The organism is Chryseolinea sp. T2 (assembly GCF_037203685.1).
Classification (GTDB): Bacteria; Bacteroidota; Bacteroidia; order Cytophagales; family Cyclobacteriaceae; genus Chryseolinea.
The window spans coordinates 1-22,270 of the sequence record NZ_JBBCAU010000003.1 but is presented as its reverse complement, the minus strand read 5'-3'; the positions used below and the strand labels follow the sequence as shown (position 1 = coordinate 22,270).

Sequence of the window (22,270 nt, the reverse complement as noted above, 5' to 3'; positions counted from 1 at the left end):
GATGCTGTACTATCTGTTCGAATATCTGGACAAGCAGTTCGACGTGATCGGCGCCGGTGTATTTCAATACATCTCGTTCCGCGCGGGGATGGCAGCGTTTCTTTCCTTATTGATCACCATAACTTTCGGTAAGAACCTCATCAACATACTCCGCCGCAAACAGGTGGGCGAAGACATCCGCGACCTCGGACTGGAGGGTCAGATGAAAAAGAAGGGTACCCCTACAATGGGAGGTATCATTATCATTGCCGGCATCCTGATCCCAACCTTATTGTTCGCGAAGCTCGACAATATCTACGTGATCCTGCTGATCGTTGCAACGGTATGGCTGGGTCTCATCGGGTTCCTGGATGACTACATCAAAGTGTTTCGTAAGAATAAGGAAGGTCTCGCCGGCCGCTTCAAAATTACCGGCCAGATCGGAATTGGCCTGATCGTTGGCCTTACTCTTTACTTCAACGATGATGTTGTGATCCGTGAGGTCAATCGCACCAGCGCCACTAACCAGCAGGTTGTATCAACGGTCGACGGCGAAGAGTCGATACCCTTCAAGTATAAGGATGTCAAGTCTACCCGAACGACAATACCTTTTGCCAAAAACAACGAGTTTGACTACGGTATCCTGCCTTTCATTCCTAACGAATATACCTGGGTAGTGTATGTACTCGTGGTTATCCTTATTGTCACAGCAGTTTCAAACGGAGCAAACATTACTGATGGAATCGACGGGCTTGCTGCGGGCGTCTCCGGTATCATCGGATTGACCATCGCTATTTTTGCCTATGTGTCCGGCCGCATTGACTTCAGTAGCTATCTCAATATTATGTACATCCCTCACCTGAGTGAGCTGGTAATCTTTTGTACTGCATTTGTTGGCGCATGCCTTGGCTTCTTGTGGTACAATGCGTATCCCGCCCAGGTCTTCATGGGTGATACCGGCAGTCTTACGCTGGGAGGCGTAATTGCAGTGCTGGCATTTGCCGTGCGAAAAGAGTTGCTGATCCCCGTTCTCTGTGGAATATTTCTCGTGGAGAATCTTTCGGTGATCCTTCAGGTATCCTATTTCAAATACACGAAGAAGAAGTATGGTGAAGGGCGCAGGATCTTTTTGATGTCGCCACTCCATCATCATTATCAAAAGAAGAATATTCCTGAGGCGAAGATTGTGACACGCTTCTGGATCGTAGGAATCTTGTTGGCTATCATAACCCTGGCAATCCTGAAACTGAGATGAGTAAACGCGTGGTCATATTGGGTGCAGGCGAAAGCGGAACGGGAGCGGCGCTGCTCGCGAAAGCGAAGGGCTTCGATGTTTTCGTGTCCGAACAATCTGCTATCCGCGAGAAATACAAGACTGAACTCACGCGCGAAAAGATCGCATTCGAGGAGGGGCTCCACACGGAATCTCTCATACTGAATGCTGACCTTATAATAAAGAGTCCCGGAGTACCGGATAAGTCACCAATCGTTGTAAAGGTTAAGGAAGCCGGCATCGAGGTGATTGATGAGATAGAGTTTGCTTCACAGTATGCAACCGGCCGGATCATTGCCATCACAGGAACAAACGGAAAGACGACCACGACCTTGCTGACCTATCACCTGATGAAGAACGCGGGTTTCAACGTGGCCCTCGCCGGTAACGTTGGCTTCAGCATGGCGCGTCAGGTTGCGCAGGAGCTGCACGACTGGTACGTCATTGAGGTGAGCAGCTTCCAGCTCGACGGCATGAAGAAGTTCAAGCCGGAGATTGCCGTGCTGCTGAACATTACTCCGGATCACCTCGATCGGTACGAGTACAAGATGGAGAACTATGTGAACTCCAAATTCCGCATCGCTGCGAATATGGGCTCAGCTCAGCACTTCATCTACTACCTGGATGATCCGATCATTTCAGCCGAGGTTAAGTCGCGCAATCTCCAGCAGAAACTTGTTCCCGTTTCGCTGCACGGCCCGGCCAGCGCCAAATGCTACGCTATTGGAAAGCGCATGCACTTTGACCTCGGACAAAAGTTTGAAATAGACCAGTCAGAGACAACATTGAAGGGTCCTCACAACCTGATCAATACCATGTCGGCGGTGTCGGCGGTATTTCAGGCAGGGGTACCGTTGGTAGCGATACGGGCAGGGTTGAAGTCGTTCAAGAATGCACCGCACCGCCTCGAGCCAGTGGCTACGATCAAGGGCGTTGACTTCGTGAACGACTCGAAGGCAACCAATGTGGATTCAGTTGTTTACGCTCTTGGAAGTTTTGAGAAGCCCCTGGTATGGATTGCCGGCGGCGTCGATAAAGGCAACGATTATTCCATTATCCTCGAACAGGTAAAGCATAAAGTTCGCGTGCTGATTTGCCTCGGCAAAGACAACACGAAGCTCAAGCACTATTTTAAAGGAGTGGTGCCCCAGATTTTTGAGACGCAGAATGTACACGAGCTTGTACACACGGCCCTGGATGCGGCTAACGATGGTGACGTGGTGTTGCTGTCACCTGCATGTGCAAGCTTCGATCTTTTCAAGAACTATGAAGATCGTGGCAATCAGTTCAGACGCGCTGTGCTCGATCTGAAAGACGAAGTTGAAGGTATTAACGCAGCACTGGATATATGATGACGAAGCAAGTGAGTTTAAGTGGCGTGAAGACCTGGGCGGACAAGAACCTCCAGGGAGATAAAGTGATCTGGGCGGTGGTGTTTGCTCTGTCGATCATCAGTATCATGGTGGTTTATAGCTCGATCGGAACCCTGGCATACAAACGCACAGCGAGTCCCGAGAGCTTCCTGATCAAACATACGATGACCGTACTCGTCGGGCTTGCAGCCATGTGGTTTGCCCATCGCGTCGATTACAGATACTACTCGCGTATTTCCAAAATCGCTTTGTGGGTAAGCATCCCGTTGCTGATCTATACATTCACCAACGGTGTGAGCATTAACGAAGCAGCACGCTGGATCCATGTGCCTATCATCGGCTCGTTCCAGCCTTCGGATTTCGCCAGTCTGGCGTTGATTGTTAACCTGGCCAGCATGTTGTCGAAGAGACAGCAAAACATCACCGATGTGAAGGAGGCCCTGTTGCCAATCCTTTTCTGGTGCGGAATTATTTGTGGGCTGATCGCGCTGACCAACCTGTCGACGGCAGTGTTGCTCTTCATCACCTGCATGCTGATCATGTTCATCGGTCGCGTACCAACGAAGTACCTGGGCGCCCTGATCTTCGTGGGACTTCTTTGTGGATCTCTTGCCATCATGTTCGGTGTGCGGGGCGAGACGGCTAAGAACCGTATCAAGAACTTTATGAATAACTCGGAGCTTCCATTCCAGGCAAAACACGCCCGGATTGCTGTGGCAACGGGAGGGGTAACAGGCAAGGGACCTGGCAACAGCGACCAGCGAAACATTCTTCCCCATCCTTATTCAGATTTCGTGTATGCGATTGTGATCGAAGAGTATGGAATGGTGGGTGGCATCGTAGTGCTTGCACTCTATCTCCTGTTATTGCATCGTGGAATGAAAGCATCCTATAATAGTGAGAAGGCGTTCGGAGGACTGCTCTCAGCCGGACTTTGTTTTGACCTTGTCTGCCAGGCGATGGTGAACATGGGGGTAGTGGTAGGGTTGGGGCCGATTACCGGACAACCATTGCCACTGATTTCAATGGGAGGTACCTCAATGGTGTTTACCGGACTCTCGCTCGGAATAGTATTGAGTGTGAGCCGCGGCGAACAGGATAAGCAGTTCCAGAAAAAGGCTGCTGCTGATGATACTAAGGAAGCTAAGAACGTACCGACAGCGAAGGCAGCATGATCAGTGGTGTACCATATCGTCTCATTGTAAGTGGTGGAGGAACCGGTGGTCACATCTTTCCTGCTGTCGCCATTGCCAATGAATTCAAAGAACGATATCCCAACACGGAGATACTCTTCGTGGGTGCAGAAGGTCGTATGGAAATGACACGCGTGCCTGAGGCTGGGTATAAAATTGTGGGTTTGTGGATAAGTGGACTGCAGCGCAGACTTACCTGGTCAAACCTGTTGTTCCCGGTTAAAGTCATCGCCAGCTATTTCAAGGCGCGTCGTATCGTTAAAGATTTTCGTCCTGATGTTGTAATCGGAACAGGAGGATTTGCAAGTGGTCCCATGATGATGGCGGCTACACGCCAGGGCATTCCTTCACTCATACAGGAGCAGAACTCATTTGCCGGCCTCACCAACAAGCAGGTGGCCGAAAGAGTAACGCGCATCTGCGTGGCTTATGAAGGGATGGATAAATACTTCCCGAAGGACAAGATTGTTCTGACGGGCAACCCGGTAAGAAAGGATATCCTTACCGTTGCGTCGAAGCGTGATCGTGCATTGGCGCACTTCGGATTTGATGCTAATATCAAGACCCTGTTAATCGTCGGTGGAAGCCTGGGTGCCCGGACAATAAACGAAAGCATCATCCAGGGAATTGATAAGCTTGTCGCTTCAGGCTTTCAGTTGATCTGGCAGACGGGTAAGGGATACTACGACACATATAAAGCCAGGCTGGACAAATATGATCTGAGTCGTATCCGCGTTCAGGATTTCGTAAAGGAAGTAGATCTCGCGTATGCAGTCGCCGACGTGGTGATCTCACGTGCAGGTGCAATAGCAGTATCTGAGATTTGCATAGCCGGCAAGCCCGTGATACTCGTTCCGTCTCCAAACGTAGCTGAAGATCACCAGACCAAGAATGCGCAGGCACTGGTATCGAAGGATGCAGCAGTGCTTGTAAAAGACGTGGACGCATCGGCCAAACTTGTGGATGCTGCGCTCTCGCTGATGCAGGACCAGGCGCGCCGCACTGCACTGCAGGCGAACATACTTAAGCTTGCTAAGCCAGATGCCACAGCTGCAATTGTGAATGAGATCGAAGGAATGATACGAAACGTTCAGCGACGTGAAGCCGGCGAAACACAATCAAAGGGTGTTCAGGGACAAAATAAAGGACAACAACTCAATGCAACGGCACTGATACCAGTGCCTGTGAAAGTGAAAAGAAGCAACGGATGACATTGAATCAATACGATAATATCTACTTTCTCGGCATCGGCGGCATCGGCATGAGCGCGCTTGCACGCTGGTTCATGAAAAAGGGATTGCGTGTTTCAGGATACGATCGCACAGCCACCACGTTAACACGTGAACTGGAGAAAGAAGGCATGGCAGTTCATTACGACGACCAGGTGTCCCTCATTCCACGCGAAGTGATCGATCAGCCGGCCAGAACATTGGTGATTTTCACTCCCGCGATTCCAAAGGATCACCAAGAGCACGCTTACCTGAAGCAGAATGGTTATACGATCATCAAGCGCTCAGAAGCACTTGGCCTCTTAACCAAAGATAACTTCACTATAGCGGTAGCGGGCACTCATGGCAAAACGACCACCTCATCAATGGTCGCGCATATACTGCACGTTGCCGGCAAGAACATGGTAGGGTTCCTCGGTGGAATCACTGCCAACTACAGCACAAACCTGGTGATGCAGGGAGAGGTAACGAAGGATACGCTGGTCGTAGTCGAAGCCGATGAGTTCGACCGTTCTTTCCTCAGACTGTTTCCAAACATTGCCATCGTGACTTCCGCCGATGCCGACCACCTCGACATCTATGGCGATCACGAGAGCGTTGTCAAATCATTCCGCGATTTCATCGCGCAGATCCACCAGGGTGGCACACTCATCGTGCATGAGTCGATTGCCGAACTGCTGGCCAATGAAGTAACACATGTAACAAAGAAGATATATAGTATGAGCCGGGGGCAGTTTTTTGCCGGCAACATCAAAGCGGTGGGAGGATTTTTTGAATTTGACCTCCACGGGTTTGGTAAGGTTGAGCATGTTAAGCTCGGTGTCCCCGGATTTCATAATATCGAGAACTCCCTCGCGGCCTCGATAGCGGCATCCCTTTGTGGTGTTGAAGTCCCCGTCATTGTAAAGGCGCTCGCTTCATTCCGTGGTGTGAAGCGCCGCTTCGAGTATATAATAAAGAGTGATAAGGTGGTTCAGATAGATGACTATGCTCATCATCCGGCCGAGATTGAAGCATTCCTACGTTCGGTAAAGTCTCTTTATCCGAACCGTAAACTCACGGTTGTATTCCAGCCGCACCTGTTTACACGTACCCGCGACTTTGCCCAGGGTTTTTCAAAAAGCCTTAGCCTGGCGGATGAGTTGTTCCTCATGGACATTTATCCAGCCCGCGAGTTGCCGATTCCGGGTGTGTCATCGGATATGCTGATGAACGACATCACAAGTGCCGTGAAGATCCGCTGCAACAAAGCGGACCTGATGGAGAAGCTGGAAAAGTCGTCGTTGGAAGTTGTGGCCACGGTAGGGGCAGGCGACATCGACACTTTCGTTGAACCAATTAAGAACATGCTGAAGAGCAGGTATGAAGTTTAATTTCAAATTCAATCTCAAGCGCGAAATCAGGATTGTGGCGGCCTTGCTGGTCGTGATAGGGATTATTGCCTTCACCGAAGGCAGACAGGACGAGTTGGTGGTGGGTGATGTTCGCGTGAGAATGGATAACGTAAATGGCAATCACTTCCTCGATGAGCAGGACATAGTCACGCTGATGGACTTTGACCAGGTAGCTATGAAAGGCGCCCGGTTCTCGGAAGTGAACATGCGTGAGGTGGAGCGAAAGATCAAGAGACAGCCGTTCATTCAGGATGCCCAGCTTTACAGCGATCTGAAAGGCAATATCATTGTGCGTGCCTCGCTGCGCAGGCCCGTAGCAAGGATCGTTCGTAACGATGGTCCCGACGGGTACATTGCCGACGATGGTACGATCATGCCGGTGTCTGAAAAATTTACTTCGCGTGTTGTACTTGTGAGTGGGTCGTATGTTCCAGCCATGCTGAAGCAAAAGAACCTTAGCACGACAGAAGAGGGCCGCGTTTTGATGCATGTCATCGAAACAATCCGCGATGACGAGTTCTGGAGCGCGCAGATTGCTCAGCTGAACATCGACAGCAAAATGAACATAACGATGCTGCCACAAGTAGGGAATGAACGGATCGAATTCGGTAAACCGGAGCGTGTAGAGCAAAAGTTTAACAAACTGATGATATTTTATAAAGAAATATTACCACGAATGGGATGGAACAAGTATTCTCGCGTAAATCTTGAATACGAAGACCAGATCGTAGCAGAGTAAGAGCGACAACATACAACCACTCATAAAACCTTACAGCAATGGAGCAAGAAAAAATCGTAGTAGGACTAGACATCGGCACAACGAAAATTTGTGCTATCGTCGGTCGTAAAAACGAGTTCGGCAAACTAGAAGTCCTTGGCATGGGCAAAGCGGAGTCGGAAGGCGTCGTCAAGGGAATCGTGTTTAATATAGACAAGACAGTATTTGCTATAGAGCGCGCCATCAAAGAGGCGGGCGATCAGGCGGGCATCGACATCGGTGTGGTCAACGTCGGTATCGCTGGTCAGCACATCAGAAGCTTCATTCAGCACGGAGGGATTACACGCACATCGAAGGACGAAGAAATACGTATCGAGGATGTTGAAAGACTCACTCAGGACATGTATCGCATGGTTGTTCCTCCTGGAAGTCAAATAATTCATGTGATGCCGCAGGATTATATGGTCGACTATGAAGAAGGTATCAAAGAACCTGTAGGTATGTCTGGTGTACGTCTTGAAGCAGACTTCCACATCATTACAGCTCAGACGAATGCGATCAACAATATCAACAAGTGCGTGAAGCGTGGCGGATTGGAAATATCCGACCTTATACTTGAACCGTTGGCGTCTAGTCTGGCCGTTTTAAGTGACGAAGAGAAAGAAGCAGGCATTTGTCTTATTGACATTGGTGGCGGTACAACCGATATTGCAATCTTTTACGATAACATTATCAGACACACTGCAGTTATTCCTTTCGGAGGAAACATTATAACCAATGATATCAAGCAAGGACTCGGCGTCCTGCCACAACAGGCGGAACAGCTGAAGACACGCTTTGGTAGGGCCATCGCAGAAGAAGCGAGCCCCAACGACATCGTATCGATTCCTGGCATCAGGAATCGCGCAGCAAAAGAGATCTCCGTTAAGAACCTTTCCAATATTATACAGGCACGCATGGAAGAAGTCATCGAAATGGCTCATGCGGAGATCATTAGTTCGGGCTTTGAGAACAGGCTTGCAGGCGGCATCGTCATCACTGGCGGTGGTGCGCAGCTGGCGAACCTCAAACAGTTGGTTGAGTACATGACCGGTATGGATACACGTATCGGTTACCCAAATGAGCATCTGGGCAAGAGCAAGATCGAGATGGTAAAAAGTCCGATGTATGCGACGGCAGTTGGCCTGGTGCTTTCGGGATTCCGCTCCCTTGATGAAAGGGAAGATCGTTACAGGGAGGCTCGCGAGATCGTGAAAGAGAAAGTGAAACGTCCTCCAACTTCCTCCAGAAGCTTTTTTACCGAAATCCTCAACAAGACGAAGAGCTTGTTGATCGATGATCTGGATGGGAAGAATGACTATTAACATGGCAACCACTAAAAAATCATCTCATGTTTGAATCAGGATCTTACAAGTTCGAAATTCCGAAGACCTTGAGTCACAAGTCGATCATCAAGGTCATCGGCGTTGGCGGCGGCGGCAGCAATGCCGTGAATCACATGTACAAGCAGGGCATCAAGGATGTTGAGTTCATTGTCTGCAATACGGACAACCAGGCGCTCAACACAAGTCCGGTGCCCAACAAGCTACAGATCGGTGCGAATCTCACGGAAGGGCTAGGCTGCGGAGCCAACCCTGAAGTTGGGAAGAACGCAGCCCTCGAAAGTAAGGAGCAGATCCGTGAGATGCTTCAGGATACCAAGATGCTGTTCGTAACAGCAGGTATGGGCGGTGGCACTGGTACCGGCGCAGCTCCGGTAATTGCCAAGATTGCCAAAGACATGGATATACTCACAGTCGGTATCGTAACTGCGCCGTTTTCTTTCGAAGGGCGAAAGAAAATGACTCAGGCCGGACTGGGCCTCGAAGCTCTCCGGCAGAATTGCGATACCGTACTTGTGATTCTTAACGATAAACTTCGCGAGATCTTTGGCAACCTTTCCATCGGTGCGGCTTTCGCACAGGCGGATAATATCCTGACAACAGGTGCCAAGAGCATCGCCGAAATAATCACCCTCGCCGGATACGTTAACGTCGACTTCCAGGATGTTCGTACTGTAATGCTGAACGCAGGCGCAGCGGTAATGGGATCGGCAGAAACACGTGGTGACAACCGCGCGCAGAAAGCAGCCGAAGGGGCACTAGCCTCCCCGTTGCTCGACAGCCGCGACATCATGGGCGCAAAACGGATCCTCCTCTCTATTATATCAGGAGAAGAAGCCGAACTGCAGATGGACGAGCTTACCGAGATCACCGAATATATCCAGGACCAGGCCGGTGAAGATGCCGAAATGATCTTCGGCCACGGTGTAGATCCGGATCTCGGCGATCGCATTCGTGTAACCGTGATTGCTACTGGCTTTTCAAGCGATTCGAAAGTGATCCCTCCGGCAAAGGACGAACGGAAAGTTCACGAGCTCGAGCGTTCACAGGGATGGTTGTTCCAAACCGATAACTCGGTAAATCAGAATAATAACATGGAGGTAAGAATGAAGGGCGAGGTAGTTCAACCTCAGCCTCTCAGGACTCCACAGGTATTTACGATGCCTCAGCAAACAAACTTTGTTCAGGCACCGATCACTCCAGTAGTTGCACCAGTAGTTACGCCAGTAGTCACTCCGGTAAATACTCCGGTAGTGAACACACCAGCGCCTGAACCACAGGCACCGGTTCAGGCAGCAGCTCCACAGGTAGCGGCTCCGGTTGTTCCGCAGTACAGCCAGCCTGTTCCCCCTGCGCCTGTAACTCCTGTAACTCCAGTGTCGGTAACACCTCCAACTCCGGTAACGCCAACTCCTCCTCCGGCACCTACTGCCGAGGAGAAACCACGTGAGCGTGAGTTCACTTTCACCGGACCGTTCAGCAAACCATCTGCCGATAAGACTTTCGCCAGCAACGAAGATGATGGAGAAGCCGGACTGTTCGACAATGATGACTTCGATCCCGCTAACGAGCGCTATGGTGACCAGGTAATAGACGACGACGGAACTATGAAACTAAGAAACGTACAGGAAAGACTCGAAATGCAAAGACAGGAGCGCAAGGAACGCATCCTGCAAAATGGTAAGCCTGAAGTGAATGCCAAGACTGTCGCCGAACAGTGGGCACTGCCAGCTTACCTGCGTCGCGGTGTGAAAATGAACAACGTACCTCATTCTTCAGAGCCGCTGATTTCCAAGTACAATCTTAATGACGACAACAACTTGTTGGGCAACAATAAATTCCTGCACGACAATGTAGACTGATATTTAAGACATGGCATTTCCGGCACGACTGGTCTTTACTCCATTCGTAGTGGTTGTTGGTAGTAAAAATTTTTTGCCGGTGCCGGAGTGCCAATTTTTAACGTGTAGTGCGCCAATTTTTAGTTTGCATTTTAAGGTTTAGCAAGCGGCGCGTGTGTAGTAAATACCGGACGTGTGAAAGCGTCCGGTATTTTTTTTGATGCCGTCGTTTGATGCCGTAGGCATCGCAGATCAATAGGAAAGATGTGAGGGATGCCGTAGGCATCATTGATCAATAGCAAAAGAGGGCGAATAAAAACAGCGCGCGACTTACGCCCTTCCTATGAAACGCAAACGCTCATCGCGCGCAACGCACGCCCTCATTCAAAGCGAAAGGAAAGGGGAGAGGAAGATCAAAATCGTAAGCAACAGAATGATGATCCAAAAGAACACCCGTTTTAAATCCTACCCCGCCGCACTATCGTGCAAAATCAACAAAGGCAGGTGCGTATGTGAGGCCATCTCGTGAGTGAAATGACGCTGTATCAACTGGCCGGTATCGCGGGCGATCATGGCGACCAATCCGGTTTCTTCATTTCTGCTGAGGTAATAATTCAAACCGCTCATTACATTATTGCTGAAAACTGTCGCACGCTCGCTCTCGATCTCAGGACTGAATAGTCCGAGCAAGGCATCACGTTGCAGTCTCTTCATGTAATCGAGTTCCGTGTTCTTAGGGCGGACGCTTACCACCTTAACTTTGGGTTTGATGATAAGCAGGGCAATCTCTTTCAGAAGATCTAACGCAGATTCGTTTTCCACTGCCTCAAGATCAGTTGCCAGAACTACAGTGCTTCTGCCAGTGTTGAGGAATCCGTCAAAGCGGGCTGACTCAGGTACGACAAGCACCGGGACCGTTGTTTTGGAAATTACTTTTACCGTATTGCTTCCGATAAGAATTTCCTTCAGGCCACTGGCGCCTTTGGTACCCATCACTATCAGATCGGGCTGATGCTCGCCGATGATTTGCGTGATACCGTCGATCAGGTCGGCGGACGCAATCGCAGGAGTACATTGAACCTCTCCACCGAAGCTATTCCGGAGGCTTGTGAGGGTATCTTCCAACCGGGTACTGGCGTCATACTCATCGCGTTCCGCCTGCACTACGGTACCCACAACGAGTTGTGCGGAAGATCGTCTGGCTATCTCGGCGGCAAACAGTAATGCATTTCGTGACGCTGTGGAAAAATCAACGGGGGCGAGAATGGTCTTCATTTTAATAACTTATACCTAAAGATAGACCATTTTTCTCATCAATCATGATGAGTTGAACTGGCACATTCTTAAGTATGTAATTCCCTTCGGAACCAAATAATAACAAGGCCTATTGTTATTTACATATTATCTTGGCTTGTCAACGAGTGAAACACCCTGGATAAACGACTCCCTATGAATTGCAGGAACTACAAACGCAATTCGATAATTACCACCATTACCCGGCGCGGATCGATTGCTATAATTTTGCAGTTTCTGACTCACTTCTTGTTGGCTCAGAATATACGGGGCACCAGGGCGGTAACGGACGCCGACTCTGTATACATCAGGACATTTCTAAAGAAGAATGACATACGCATCTTCTACGGCGGGCAGGGCAACCGATTGGTTCTTGGTTCATTAAGGGATGGATCCCCGGACCTCACAAGAAATATTTATCACAATACAAATGACTTTATTGGTGTAGGCATCAGTTACAAATGGCTCGACGGCGATGCCTACTTTTCATTACCTGGTACGACCTACCTTAAAGAGGAGCGATCTAATCTCGATCAGTTCAGACTGGCCGGATCTTACACACGCCGAAGGATTTCTTTTCGTGGTTACATATCAGACAGCAAAGGTGTCATCATTTCCGGCAACCAGGACGAATACCAAAGTCCGCCGTCAATACACGAGTTCCTGGCCGGACTGCAGGCTACTTATATCTTCAATGAATCGAAGTACTCCTATCGCGCTGCCTTATATCAGAATGAAAGGCAAATGACTACTGCCGGATCTTTTCTGATCAGGGGCGAAATTTTTTATAGAAGCTTGGGTGCAAACGGGCAGCCACTCATTCCCGAGGCTTACGACGTAGAGACGAGGTTCGGTCCGCAGACCGGGTTGGAATATTTAAGAGCACCGGGGTTGATAATAATGCCTGGATATGGGATGAACTTTGTATTCAACAGTTCAAGACTCTTTATTTCGCCAATCCTCCTGGCTGGAGCCGGGGCAGCGTTCAATACCTACAAGACCGATACAAACAAAGGAACCCATGTTAATATGGAGTACGATGCCTACTTTCTGCTTAATGTTGGATACAATGGACGCTTGTGGTATGGACGAATTCAGTCGTCCTATGGGATCGGGTATTCTAAGATTCAGCCCACTTACCTTACTTCTGCAAACCTGATGTTCACGCTGCTGGCAGGCTATAGGTTTTATGATTTGAGTAAAGCAAAACGTGGCGGGTTGTGAATAGTGTTGGACTTAAATATTGACATGTAACATCCGCAAGCGTCAACCCTTTTTAACGAGTAGGGGAGCTGCCAGCACTCGTGAGCTAATCAGTTCGAAGCGTTTCTGCCGGATTGGTTGATGCGGTTTTAAAAGTTTGGGAAACAATGGTAGCCAATCCCATGGTTAAAAGTATCGCCAGGCTAATTAACACGTCCCAGAAATTCAGCGTGACATGATATGCCTGCAGCGCGGGGAAAATCATGCCGGCAAGCCACACCGTTACTGGAATGGCGAACACGGCAGCCCACATCAGGAGGGTTAGATAATCTTTAGACAGCAGCAGCGTAATACTCCCTGTGGTAGCACCCATCACTTTTCGAATGCCAACTTCTTTCGTCCTTGTTTCAGATGTATACACCACCATGCCCAGCAAACCTAGAAGTGAAATGGAGATGGCCAGAATTCCCAGATACCCCACGAGCTTTAGAAATGTTTTATAAAAACCGTATGAGTCACGGATCTTGTCATCGAAAAAACCGGCTTCGAATTTCTTGTCGGGTTCTATGACCTTCCACGCATTTTCCATCTGCGAAAGGGATTTATAAGAATCAGTAATGCCTACCGATAGATTTGCCAGTTGATATTGATTGGGATCCGTGCGGATCATAAACGCTTCAATTGGTTTCCGCAGACTCCTGTAGTTGAAATTTTTCAGCACTCCTATAATTTCAAGTTCCTTGTTTTCTATTCGGAATAACTTGCCCAAAGCATCATAAGGTGTGCCCAGTTTAAACCGCTTGACAAACTCCTCATTAACGATCATGTATTTTTCACCTTGCCAGATTTCGTTCGGAAAGTTTTTGCCTGTAAGAAGTTCCAGCTTTACTACGTCGATATAATTATGGTCAGCAAATATCTGATGGACGTCTGATGAATCCCCCGAATCAATAGATGCTGCCGATTGAACACCGGTACTCACACCCAGAACGTGAGACGACATCGACATGTTCTGAACAGATGCAAGCTGAGAAAACTGATTCCTGAATTGTTCCGGATTTACACCCTGAAGCGTAACGTTGAGGATGTTCTCACGCTGAAAACCAAAATCATAATTTAGGTTATAGCTGTATTGTCGTGAGAATACAATCAAGCCGATGATGAAGCAAAAGGATAGCGCAAATTGAAAAACTGTTAACCCTTTACGAATCCGCCCTTGTGACGAATGTTTATGTGTTTGATTTCGAAGCGCCTGAATCGGACTTAGACCTGCGAAGTATAACGCAGGAACGAATCCCGCCACCAACCCTGTGAACAGAGCGAACACGACAAACGCGAATGCCATTGGCCAGGTTAATGACAGATCAAGTGCGCTCCCATTAACAAACATGCTCTCATCAAGTGCGTTTCCACTAATCATCATATCCCGAAATTCCTGTCTTACAAAATAAAACATCACCAATCCAACAAGCACAGAAACAGATGTTATGAGAATGGTTTCGGTAATAAATTGAAAGAATATCTGATTTCTTAACCCGCCCATCGTTTTGCGTAAGCCTATTTCTTTCGAGCGTTTCAGCGCACGCGCAATGGAGATATTGGTATAGTTAAAGCATGCAGGTAAAAGAATCATCAGACAAATAACTCCGAAAACTATAAAGCCTTCGTTTGCCCATTCAGGCCCCAGGCTTCCTCCCAATGAGCTTAAATCCACACCAGGAACGATATCCGCTAAGGCCTGTAAATGAAATTTAATCTTAGCTTCGGCCCGCTTGCCCGATGCTTCTGATAATTCATCAAGGCGTGCCTGCAGTTTGGGTAGAACCAGGTTATCGTCTAATAAGACGTACACATATTGATTTCCATAACTGCGGACATTTTTAAAATCGCCGGTATAAGTTTGCTGTTCCGCTTGCAACGTGCTGAGCGAAACCAGGACTTCGAACGCCATGTGTGAATTTGGTGGGGGATCTGCCATCACCCCTGTTATCTCGTATATGGCAACCGTGTCCCTGGTGCGTTTCACATTTTTCAATTCAAACGTTTTGCCCAACACATCTGCTGAATTGAAAATCTTTTTAGCCGTTGATTCGGTGATCACGACACTATTCGGTTTGCTTAGTGCCGTTGAAGGATTGCCTGATATCATCGGAAACGTGAAGACCTCGAAGTAAGCGGGATCTGTATACAGCCCGCGCATTGGCAGATCGAGGCTTGAGGCTACAACATCTGCGTTAAAGCCGGTGCGTATGCGCACGATTCTTTTAACTCCTGCAAATCCGTGCTCCAGGTCATCGGCAATTGAAAAAGGTGCGGCAGCCAGCTGCCATTCGCCCTTGTTATTGCTGTGCGTGGTAATTACCCGGTGAATTTCAGATTTGTTAACATGAAAAGTGTCGTAGGTGCAAACGTGAAGATATAGTACGATCAGGAGCAGGCTAACCGACATCCCGACAGCCAATCCAAGAACATTAACAACAGAAAAGTATCTGTGCTTGTAAAGATTTCTGGCTGCTATTTTAAAGTAGCTGTTAACCATAGCCGGTGAAAACGACGACGAAGCAAAGGCGCTTACCTGAGCCTGATTTTTTCTTCTCTTAACGGCGTACGAAAATAAGAGCGAGCAGATCTGTTTCCAGTAAATCCATTTGGAAACAAATGCCGGCTTGTTCTTCAGGTTCAGAAAGAATAGCTCATCGATGTCGCCCAGCAAATCATCGACTCTTGCATGCCCGCAATACCACTCAAAAATCTTTCGGGCAAGTTTTGGAGGCTGGTGTTTCATTTCACCGAAGGGTTAGTTTTTGACAGGAACCACAATTCATCCTGCGCACTCTTAGTTTCAGCAATCGCCTTTTTTCCAGCCAAACCCAGTATGGTAGGCAACACAAGTTCTTCAAATTCTCCGAGATAATTTTCAATACAAGAATTGACCGGATTGCCGAAGTAACGAAAAAACGTCTGATTAGTTTCTTTTTTTAAGAAGAAATATAAGTGTAACCTTTACACATCCAATGTGCGGCCATGAATTATAGCTTTTGGTAACGGCCGGCCATTTATTCGCTTGTCTCAATTGATTGTTTGTCTGTCGGTGGGTCCATTGGATTGTACATGAACGACATAAAAATCAGAAATCCTGCTGTCGCAACCGTCACCAAAGTCGAAAGTATGCCAAGTCCAAATACTCTGAGCCAGTTTATGCTCTCGTCTCGCGTCTTGCTAAAGAGCCGATTTGTCAAATAGGTCAGACAGGGGATACAGATCAACACTCCAATGAAATTTGAATAGTAAAGAAAGACAAATGCGTCTACTGAAAACCAGGTCAGTAATGAGCCAAATAAAACTGTCACCATCACGGACCAGAGAAATGAAATCCTGGGTCTGGTTCGTCCTCCCAATGCCATTAAGGTCAATGTCAGTAAGAAGACGCAAATGGTCGGGAAAATTACAAATGCTTTCATTTGCTTGTCCTAGGTCTCGTGTTTGACCAAGTGGCTTGCCGCAGCGCACGACGTATGCGCCGTTGCATTTTGCCTAAATATAAACAACATACTGCAATGGCGTATAGTGATGTTAAGAGCCAGTCGGGATTGGTTTTCGCTCTCTAATGCCTCAGCTTTCCATTCTCAAAGCCATGACCACAGGGTGTCTCAAAACGTTGCGACCAACAATGTTCCGAACAAAACTAGTCCGCTAAATGGAAACAGTGTGAACGTCCTTAAGTTTCATCTTTTTTGTCAAATCATTTACGGTTTGTGCGCGCTTGTTTAATTTGCCACGACGTTCGCATATAGGGTGCGTCGGCAGACGAAATTAATTATCAATCTTTAAACGCAACGGAATGCTTGAGGGCATTGTTAGGCAACATTTTTATCAGTCAGTTTGAATTTTGACCCTTCCTTATAGCCAACTGGAAAGACAGGGCTTTTTATACCGAACGGTCCCGATCCATTTTTTTCATAATAGAATTCTCTTCTATTGTCAGAGTAACGTCCTGCGCATAACAGCTGGAATATTGTGAATTGATTTGTTGTCGACTCGACACAAACGTCAATCCAAACGGGAACCTTATTATTGCGGCACAACAAATTCACTACCTCTTTATCATTTAACATCGCTAAAAGTTTTCCATTGTCCTCAGGAAAGATGTCAAACTGTTTAAGGTGTGACGTCTCGTTAGAAACGCTCAAGTGGACATTATATCGGAAATCAGTCGGCAGTTCGTCAGTCACAAAGGACTGTGCGAACTTGTATGATGCGTAGCTGGCACCTAATAGCAAGAATAAAAAGTCCTCTCTCGTCATTTTAAGAATGTTGCCCAACGCCAGTATGAGCCGCGTTGTCCTTTCCTTTAAAATTAGCAAATAAACGACAATAAGGCATATACGGTGTTATGGAGTGTTCGAGCTCTCCGTTCTTAACAGGTCAGCCATTTCTTCTTCTTGAAATCAATGACTCTTGGTCCATCCGAACAACCTCCGACCTCATTCGCAAATTCATCTTCTGGCTTAGTAGCAATGATCCACTGTCCTGTAGTTTTATGTTTCACAATTTTACCATATTCAATTACGTCACCCTTTTTCCCCGACAGTCCACCGTTATTAAGAATCTTGACCGAATCTCCTGAAATTACAACTGTCACTGTTATCCCTAAAGACTGGCCTGACCACTCCGCAAATGCAACCTCATACTCGTATGTCCCACTTTTCGGTATTTGTCCGAAGGTTGTGGTCGCAGATATGGCCAAAGCAGCTGAGAATAATAGGGGAATTGTACTTTTCATCTCTCTTGCAAATGCTGCATGGGACAACGAGCGTATATAAAACGTGTTGGTGCTCCAAAATAGAAAATTAAAATCAACCGTGCCGGCATGTTTTATATACGTTGTTAGCGGTATCCGTGCCCCCATGTCAAAAGTCAGCAAACCACTCATAGCTTTCAATACTATGATATTCCTTTGGGACAGCTTTTAGGAGAACACCGTCCTTTCCAGTCGGTCTGTATGACGGTTTCCTTGTTTTAATAAACTGACCTTTGACTAATGCGTCCGGATAGATGAATTCAAGAGTGTCAACTTGAAGTCCGTTCCATCTGTATTTATAAAGCCCAACTTCTCCAGGGTGCCCATATTGCACACCGCGAATTATTCTTTCTTTCGGTGAAAATGTTGGATTGATGAATTCATAGTCTTTCGTAAATCCCCCATTGTCGGGTTGATTTAAATAAACATTATAGACATCCCGTCTGCAACACCCGGATGAAGGATACCAATGAACAAGAAAGTCCTTGCGTCCGTCACCATTGGCATCAAATATAGTGTCATTGAGATAAGTCATTCCCCCTTGTTCCCTTTCAATACACTTTTCTACCTTGCCTTCGCTTAATTTATATAAGCCAAGGTAAGTTGCCCAGGGAACGTGTCTTCGTAAAAGAAGGTACTTTTCATGGTCCTGAAAAAGTTTGCTAATAGATATTTCAATGCCGATTGTGAATGAACTATCATCAGGTAGCAATTCATACTGTTTAGTGAAATGGTCTGAACTAAGCTCCGCTTGTGCAATTCTAAAAGCGTCATTTAATGCAAAGTCAAGTCGAATACTGTCAATACTCTCTTCTCTCTTTACTTCTCTTTGCTTTGGCTGTTTCGTAATGCCACTTGCCTGAATGCTGTCGCTTTGAATGTCCGTCCTCCTGTCGTCACTTGAACTCGGTCCGCAAGCCAAAAGTGTAATCATGATCATCAACGAAAATATGTTCGCTTTCACTCTCATATGGTTACCGATAACGCTTGTATGTAAAACGCGCCGGCACGCGCCGCAGCGTCCACCACCTTGTCCACCGAAAATTGTGTTGGCGTTTGTGCCATCGTCAAATCAGCGTTAAACGTAGTTATCTTGTCAAAATAGAATTCAAAATACTACTGATTTCTTTTGCCCTTGTCAAAGTCATCATATGTGAACCCTGGTCAATTGTGTAAGTCGGTAGCTTAATTTTTCGAAAGGGTAGGGTATGGTCATTTGTTCCATGGATATGGCAAATTGGCTTTGTGTTATTTTCTCTTTCCCAATTAATCAGCAGGCCAACCGTCCGTTTCATATAAACACCCGTTTTGCTGCCCAACATGCTCTTAAATGTCTCTTTGTACTTGTTTCGATCCGGCTCGACAAGTGGCTGAAGCATTTTTGCACCACCAACGAGAATACGCCCGGGAAAGATCTTGTAAAGCGGAATGGCTCTTTGAAATTTGTATGACCCAGGAAGTTCATTCCTGTTTTTGGCGCTCGAAATTATTATCGTCCTTTTTGGATTCAGCATTTCTGCTAATTCGACGCAGATCATTCCGCCCAGGGAAACACCCATCAGGACAAAGTCCTTCGTAGTGTCTATTTGCGCCGAAAGTTGTCTCGCAAATGAATTCATTGTCATGTGTTTGTCCGGTGCTCCGTATTCGATGACTCTGATCTCATAGCTATGATCAATTTCAAGGGAGTCGAATATGCGCTTGTCTGAACCCTGTCCCGGAAAACAATAAATTATCGTTGTGGTTTGTCCAAACAAGTTTATGAATAAGAGAATGTTTGTGATTGCAAATAAGTATCTCAATGAAACTTTTTTTTTACTTCGCGCTTCCGTTTCAGTACCGACTCACCATGTCTTTGGTATGATAAGTTTAGCTCCTGCTGGCGGCGTATACATTGTTGGGCGCTGGGCTTCCCCGCTTAGTCCTTTACCCTTTTCAGCCGCAGCAAAATAAGAAGCTGGTCAAACACGCTAAAATCCTTTCCTCCCTCATTCCTGGTTGATATTTGTCCCAGGAGGTCATCGTAATTCGAGTAATAAAAACTTGAAAATCTAGCCTCTAGTTTTCCATTTTTTATTAACCAAACCGCTTCGTGACTGGCGTGCCGTGAACTCTCATCTACTGTTACGTAGTAATCGAAGTCAGTCCACTTATATTTCTTCCTTAAAAATGGAATCAGAGGATTGATAAAAACAATTTCTTCTCTGCTTGCGATAATAAAACGATTCTGTGTTATGAACAGAACAAGAAACAATGTCAGGAGCCCAAGAATAACAGCATAAGTAAACCGCGCATCATTATCATTCAATAGATCAACTTTGTCGATACTAATGTTTGACGAAGTCAAAAGCTTGTAAGCTCCGAATCCAATGATCCCGTTGAGCGCAATGAGGAGTCCGAATCCTCCGAATAACTTGTAATTAGAGCAAACTCTTTTCATCTCCTTACTGTCCGTCTAACGTTATTAGTCTTGCGCCAGCGCGAGTATATCAAGCGCGCCGGCAGTCCAAATTGAGGATTAATATCAAGCTCTGCCGGCATGGTTTATTTGCATTGTTGGGCGTTCGGGGCTTTTAGTCGAATTGATATAAGTCAAATGGAACATCCCATAGTATGAAACCATGTTGTTCTCGTTTTATTCCAAAGACTTCATAGTCCAATAGTTGAAGTATCATTGTTTCGCCCCACTCGTCTATAGGCCTGATCCCGAGTCTTGTCAATTCCTTTTTCGTTTCTTCCCGCCCTCTTATCTCTTTTGCCAACTCGCCATTTTGATATTGTCTGTATATACAATCTTCTGATATCCAGAATACTTTGCATTCCCTATTTTTTAAGGAAATGTCCTTTGGGAATTGATCCTTGGAAATAAACCGTCCAAGTACGTCATTGATTATTATTCTATTGTCATGAAAGCCGACCGTTAGATTTTGGTCGATCTTACCAGATATCGCCTCGTCAAAATGAAGTCCTTCTTTACTTTTGAACATTACATCAGGAATCAAATCATCAATCAGATTCTTGTCACCTGTTGTTGTCAATATTGCCTTATTCCATGCCATTAGATTTTTTCTTTTAAGCCATGACCCCAACGTTTGTATATAAAACGTGCCGGCACACCAAAATAATATATTATGGCAACTGTGCCGGCATGTTTTATATACCTTGTTGCCGGCTGTGCGCACGCCACCGCTCTTAATATCTTTTTGCTGTCACCGCCGGTCATTTCTTGTCAGTTAGCCCTATCCGAAATTAGTTTTCTAATTTGTTCAATATTCTTTTGATTACTATTAAATGTTATCGACCAACTGCCCTTGTTCGGGTCGAATATGCTGTTGACAAGCAGTCCGCCATTTACAATTTGTATCGTTATGTGTTGCCCCCAAGACTGATTTATAAATCCTGGATTCGTCTTTATCGTAAACACATTATCCTTAAATGATCGAATTGCCCATTTCTGTTCTCTGGCAATGTCCCTGATCATTTTTTTTGAATCTTCAACATCTGTCGCAGTTCGGAGGAATTGAAATCGCAACTTCTCGTGCTGAATAAAATAGAATAGCAATGAAATTGGAGCAAGGATTATCCCTGGAAGGACAACAACCCAAATATCAATCGAGGAGCTAATTCCGAACAGCTCAAACTGTCCGAGAAGAGGGTATCCAACAAAGCATAGTATTGGCAGTCCGAAGGTAAGAGCGAGACTGTAATGAACTAAACGGTCTAGTATTTCTAAGCTAACATTTTTCTGTCCCATGGAGTAAAATCCTATTGAGCATTACCGCCAACGCTTACATATGCGCCGTTGCAGTTTACCTAAAAATCACCAACAAACTGCAATGGCGCATATGTGGTGTTAGCGGCTGGTTTCGGCCACTATTTTTGCAATTGCCTTTTTGTACTCTTGTTCATAGGTCGACTTGTCGTCATTATTTTGATCATCGTATATCACAATTTTCAGATCCTTTATTGTGTCGTTTACTATTCTATAAAAGCTCGTCCAATTCCGTCCAGAATTTACATAGTTATCAATAAGGTGATACCGTGATAAGTATCTAGGATTTTTTATCTCATCAAAACCCTTCACTTTCTTTAGGTTATTGTTCAAGCTGTCTACCAAATACAAATAATAAGTCCAATTACTTCTCACATCAGAGGTATTCTGAATCAAAAGATCTTTTACTCCATCATTATTAAAATCTTTGAATTCAATTTCTCCAGTCCGACTATAGATTGTGTCTTGATGTACAATCTCCCGTTCCTTGCCAGCTGTCCTTATAAATTGGAACACAGTGTTGACGTCAGAATTTGCGCCTATTCCATCTGGAAAATGCTGTAAAACTACTCTATAGCCTTTATTCTTATAAATTGAATCACAACGCGTTTCAAAGGTTTTTACCTCCGACTTATTCTGTCCGTAACAAAATTCAAGGGTAAGCAATAATGATATCGTCAAAACAACCCTCATTCGTCGTGTGAGCCCTTTGTGGTAAATCTCGTTAACGAAACTTGCCGCTAACAAAAGTGTACGCGACGTTACTTTTGCTTCAAGCTTTAGTAAGCGTAGTCAATATATTAAAAGTAATGTTGCGCA

18 protein-coding genes are annotated in these 22,270 nt (G+C 46.3%); 9 read left to right on the top strand and 9 right to left on the bottom strand.

What is annotated here, in order from left to right; all coding sequences use genetic code 11:
• Nucleotide 1 precedes the first annotated feature (1 nt).
• The 8 genes from mraY to ftsZ are packed head-to-tail and all read left to right on the top strand — an operon-like array spanning nt 2 to nt 10,403.
• Nucleotides 2–1,234, top strand: a complete 1,233-nt coding sequence (gene mraY / locus WBG78_RS09970) for a phospho-N-acetylmuramoyl-pentapeptide-transferase (RefSeq protein WP_337326274.1) — start codon at nt 2–4, stop codon at nt 1,232–1,234.
• Nucleotides 1,231–2,604 carry a UDP-N-acetylmuramoyl-L-alanine--D-glutamate ligase gene (gene murD / locus WBG78_RS09965; RefSeq protein ID WP_337326273.1) on the top strand — a complete coding sequence of 458 codons (1,374 nt, stop codon included), beginning with the start codon at nt 1,231–1,233 and terminating at the stop codon, nt 2,602–2,604. The genes mraY and murD overlap by 4 nt, the downstream gene beginning before the upstream one ends.
• The gene (locus WBG78_RS09960) at nt 2,601–3,800 is read left to right on the top strand and encodes an FtsW/RodA/SpoVE family cell cycle protein (RefSeq protein ID WP_337326272.1); all 1,200 of its coding nucleotides are present in this window, start codon (nt 2,601–2,603) and stop codon (nt 3,798–3,800) included. Before murD ends, WBG78_RS09960 begins: the two co-directional genes overlap by 4 nt.
• Nucleotides 3,797–5,029, top strand: a complete 1,233-nt coding sequence (murG, locus tag WBG78_RS09955) for an undecaprenyldiphospho-muramoylpentapeptide beta-N-acetylglucosaminyltransferase (RefSeq protein WP_337326271.1) — start codon at nt 3,797–3,799, stop codon at nt 5,027–5,029. The genes WBG78_RS09960 and murG overlap by 4 nt, the downstream gene beginning before the upstream one ends.
• Nucleotides 5,026–6,420, top strand: coding sequence for a UDP-N-acetylmuramate--L-alanine ligase (gene murC, locus WBG78_RS09950; RefSeq protein WP_337326270.1), 1,395 nt, complete (start codon nt 5,026–5,028; stop codon nt 6,418–6,420). Before murG ends, murC begins: the two co-directional genes overlap by 4 nt.
• Entirely contained in the window at nt 6,410–7,180 is a 771-nt protein-coding gene (locus WBG78_RS09945) for a cell division protein FtsQ/DivIB (RefSeq protein WP_337326269.1), read from the top strand. Before murC ends, WBG78_RS09945 begins: the two co-directional genes overlap by 11 nt.
• A 38-nt stretch (nt 7,181–7,218) precedes the next feature.
• Nucleotides 7,219–8,523 (top strand): cell division protein FtsA, encoded by a 1,305-nt coding sequence (gene ftsA, locus WBG78_RS09940; protein WP_337326268.1) that lies wholly within the window; start codon nt 7,219–7,221, stop codon nt 8,521–8,523.
• A gap of 26 nt (nt 8,524–8,549) precedes the next feature.
• A complete protein-coding gene (gene ftsZ, locus WBG78_RS09935; protein ID WP_337326267.1) occupies nt 8,550–10,403 on the top strand; it encodes a cell division protein FtsZ in 1,854 nt (617 codons plus the stop codon).
• Between the two features lie 444 nt (nt 10,404–10,847).
• Here the strand turns inward: ftsZ and WBG78_RS09930 are convergent, their stop codons facing one another.
• Nucleotides 10,848–11,657, bottom strand: a complete 810-nt coding sequence (locus WBG78_RS09930; protein ID WP_337326266.1) for a universal stress protein — start codon at nt 11,655–11,657, stop codon at nt 10,848–10,850.
• Nucleotides 11,658–11,831: 174 nt separating this feature from the next.
• On the opposite strand from WBG78_RS09930, the gene WBG78_RS09925 reads away from it, so the two are divergent.
• A complete protein-coding gene (locus WBG78_RS09925) occupies nt 11,832–12,899 on the top strand; it encodes a DUF4421 family protein (RefSeq protein ID WP_337326265.1) in 1,068 nt (355 codons plus the stop codon).
• 85 nt (nt 12,900–12,984) lie between these two features.
• On the opposite strand, the gene WBG78_RS09920 is transcribed toward WBG78_RS09925, so the two are convergent.
• The 8 genes from WBG78_RS09920 to WBG78_RS09885 all read right to left on the bottom strand — a co-directional run bounded on the left by WBG78_RS09920 (nt 12,985) and on the right by WBG78_RS09885 (nt 22,144).
• Nucleotides 12,985–15,663: an ABC transporter permease gene (locus tag WBG78_RS09920; protein WP_337326264.1), complete on the bottom strand. Its 2,679-nt coding sequence runs from the start codon at nt 15,661–15,663 to the stop codon at nt 12,985–12,987.
• A 1,632-nt stretch (nt 15,664–17,295) separates the two neighbouring features.
• Nucleotides 17,296–17,811: a hypothetical protein gene (locus WBG78_RS09915; RefSeq protein ID WP_337326263.1), complete on the bottom strand. Its 516-nt coding sequence runs from the start codon at nt 17,809–17,811 to the stop codon at nt 17,296–17,298.
• On the bottom strand, nt 17,789–18,643 hold the full coding sequence (locus tag WBG78_RS09910) for an XAC2610-related protein (RefSeq protein WP_337326262.1): 855 nt from the start codon (nt 18,641–18,643) through the stop codon (nt 17,789–17,791). Before WBG78_RS09910 ends, WBG78_RS09915 begins: the two co-directional genes overlap by 23 nt.
• A gap of 124 nt (nt 18,644–18,767) precedes the next feature.
• Nucleotides 18,768–19,481: an alpha/beta fold hydrolase gene (locus WBG78_RS09905; RefSeq protein ID WP_337326261.1), complete on the bottom strand. Its 714-nt coding sequence runs from the start codon at nt 19,479–19,481 to the stop codon at nt 18,768–18,770.
• A gap of 116 nt (nt 19,482–19,597) precedes the next feature.
• Nucleotides 19,598–20,119 carry a hypothetical protein gene (locus WBG78_RS09900; protein ID WP_337326260.1) on the bottom strand — a complete coding sequence of 174 codons (522 nt, stop codon included), beginning with the start codon at nt 20,117–20,119 and terminating at the stop codon, nt 19,598–19,600.
• A gap of 133 nt (nt 20,120–20,252) precedes the next feature.
• The gene (locus WBG78_RS09895) at nt 20,253–20,738 is read right to left on the bottom strand and encodes a hypothetical protein (protein WP_337326259.1); all 486 of its coding nucleotides are present in this window, start codon (nt 20,736–20,738) and stop codon (nt 20,253–20,255) included.
• 170 nt (nt 20,739–20,908) lie between these two features.
• Entirely contained in the window at nt 20,909–21,433 is a 525-nt protein-coding gene (locus tag WBG78_RS09890; RefSeq protein WP_337326258.1) for a hypothetical protein, read from the bottom strand.
• A gap of 99 nt (nt 21,434–21,532) precedes the next feature.
• Nucleotides 21,533–22,144: an XAC2610-related protein gene (locus WBG78_RS09885; RefSeq protein WP_337326257.1), complete on the bottom strand. Its 612-nt coding sequence runs from the start codon at nt 22,142–22,144 to the stop codon at nt 21,533–21,535.
• Nucleotides 22,145–22,270: the final 126 nt, after the last annotated feature.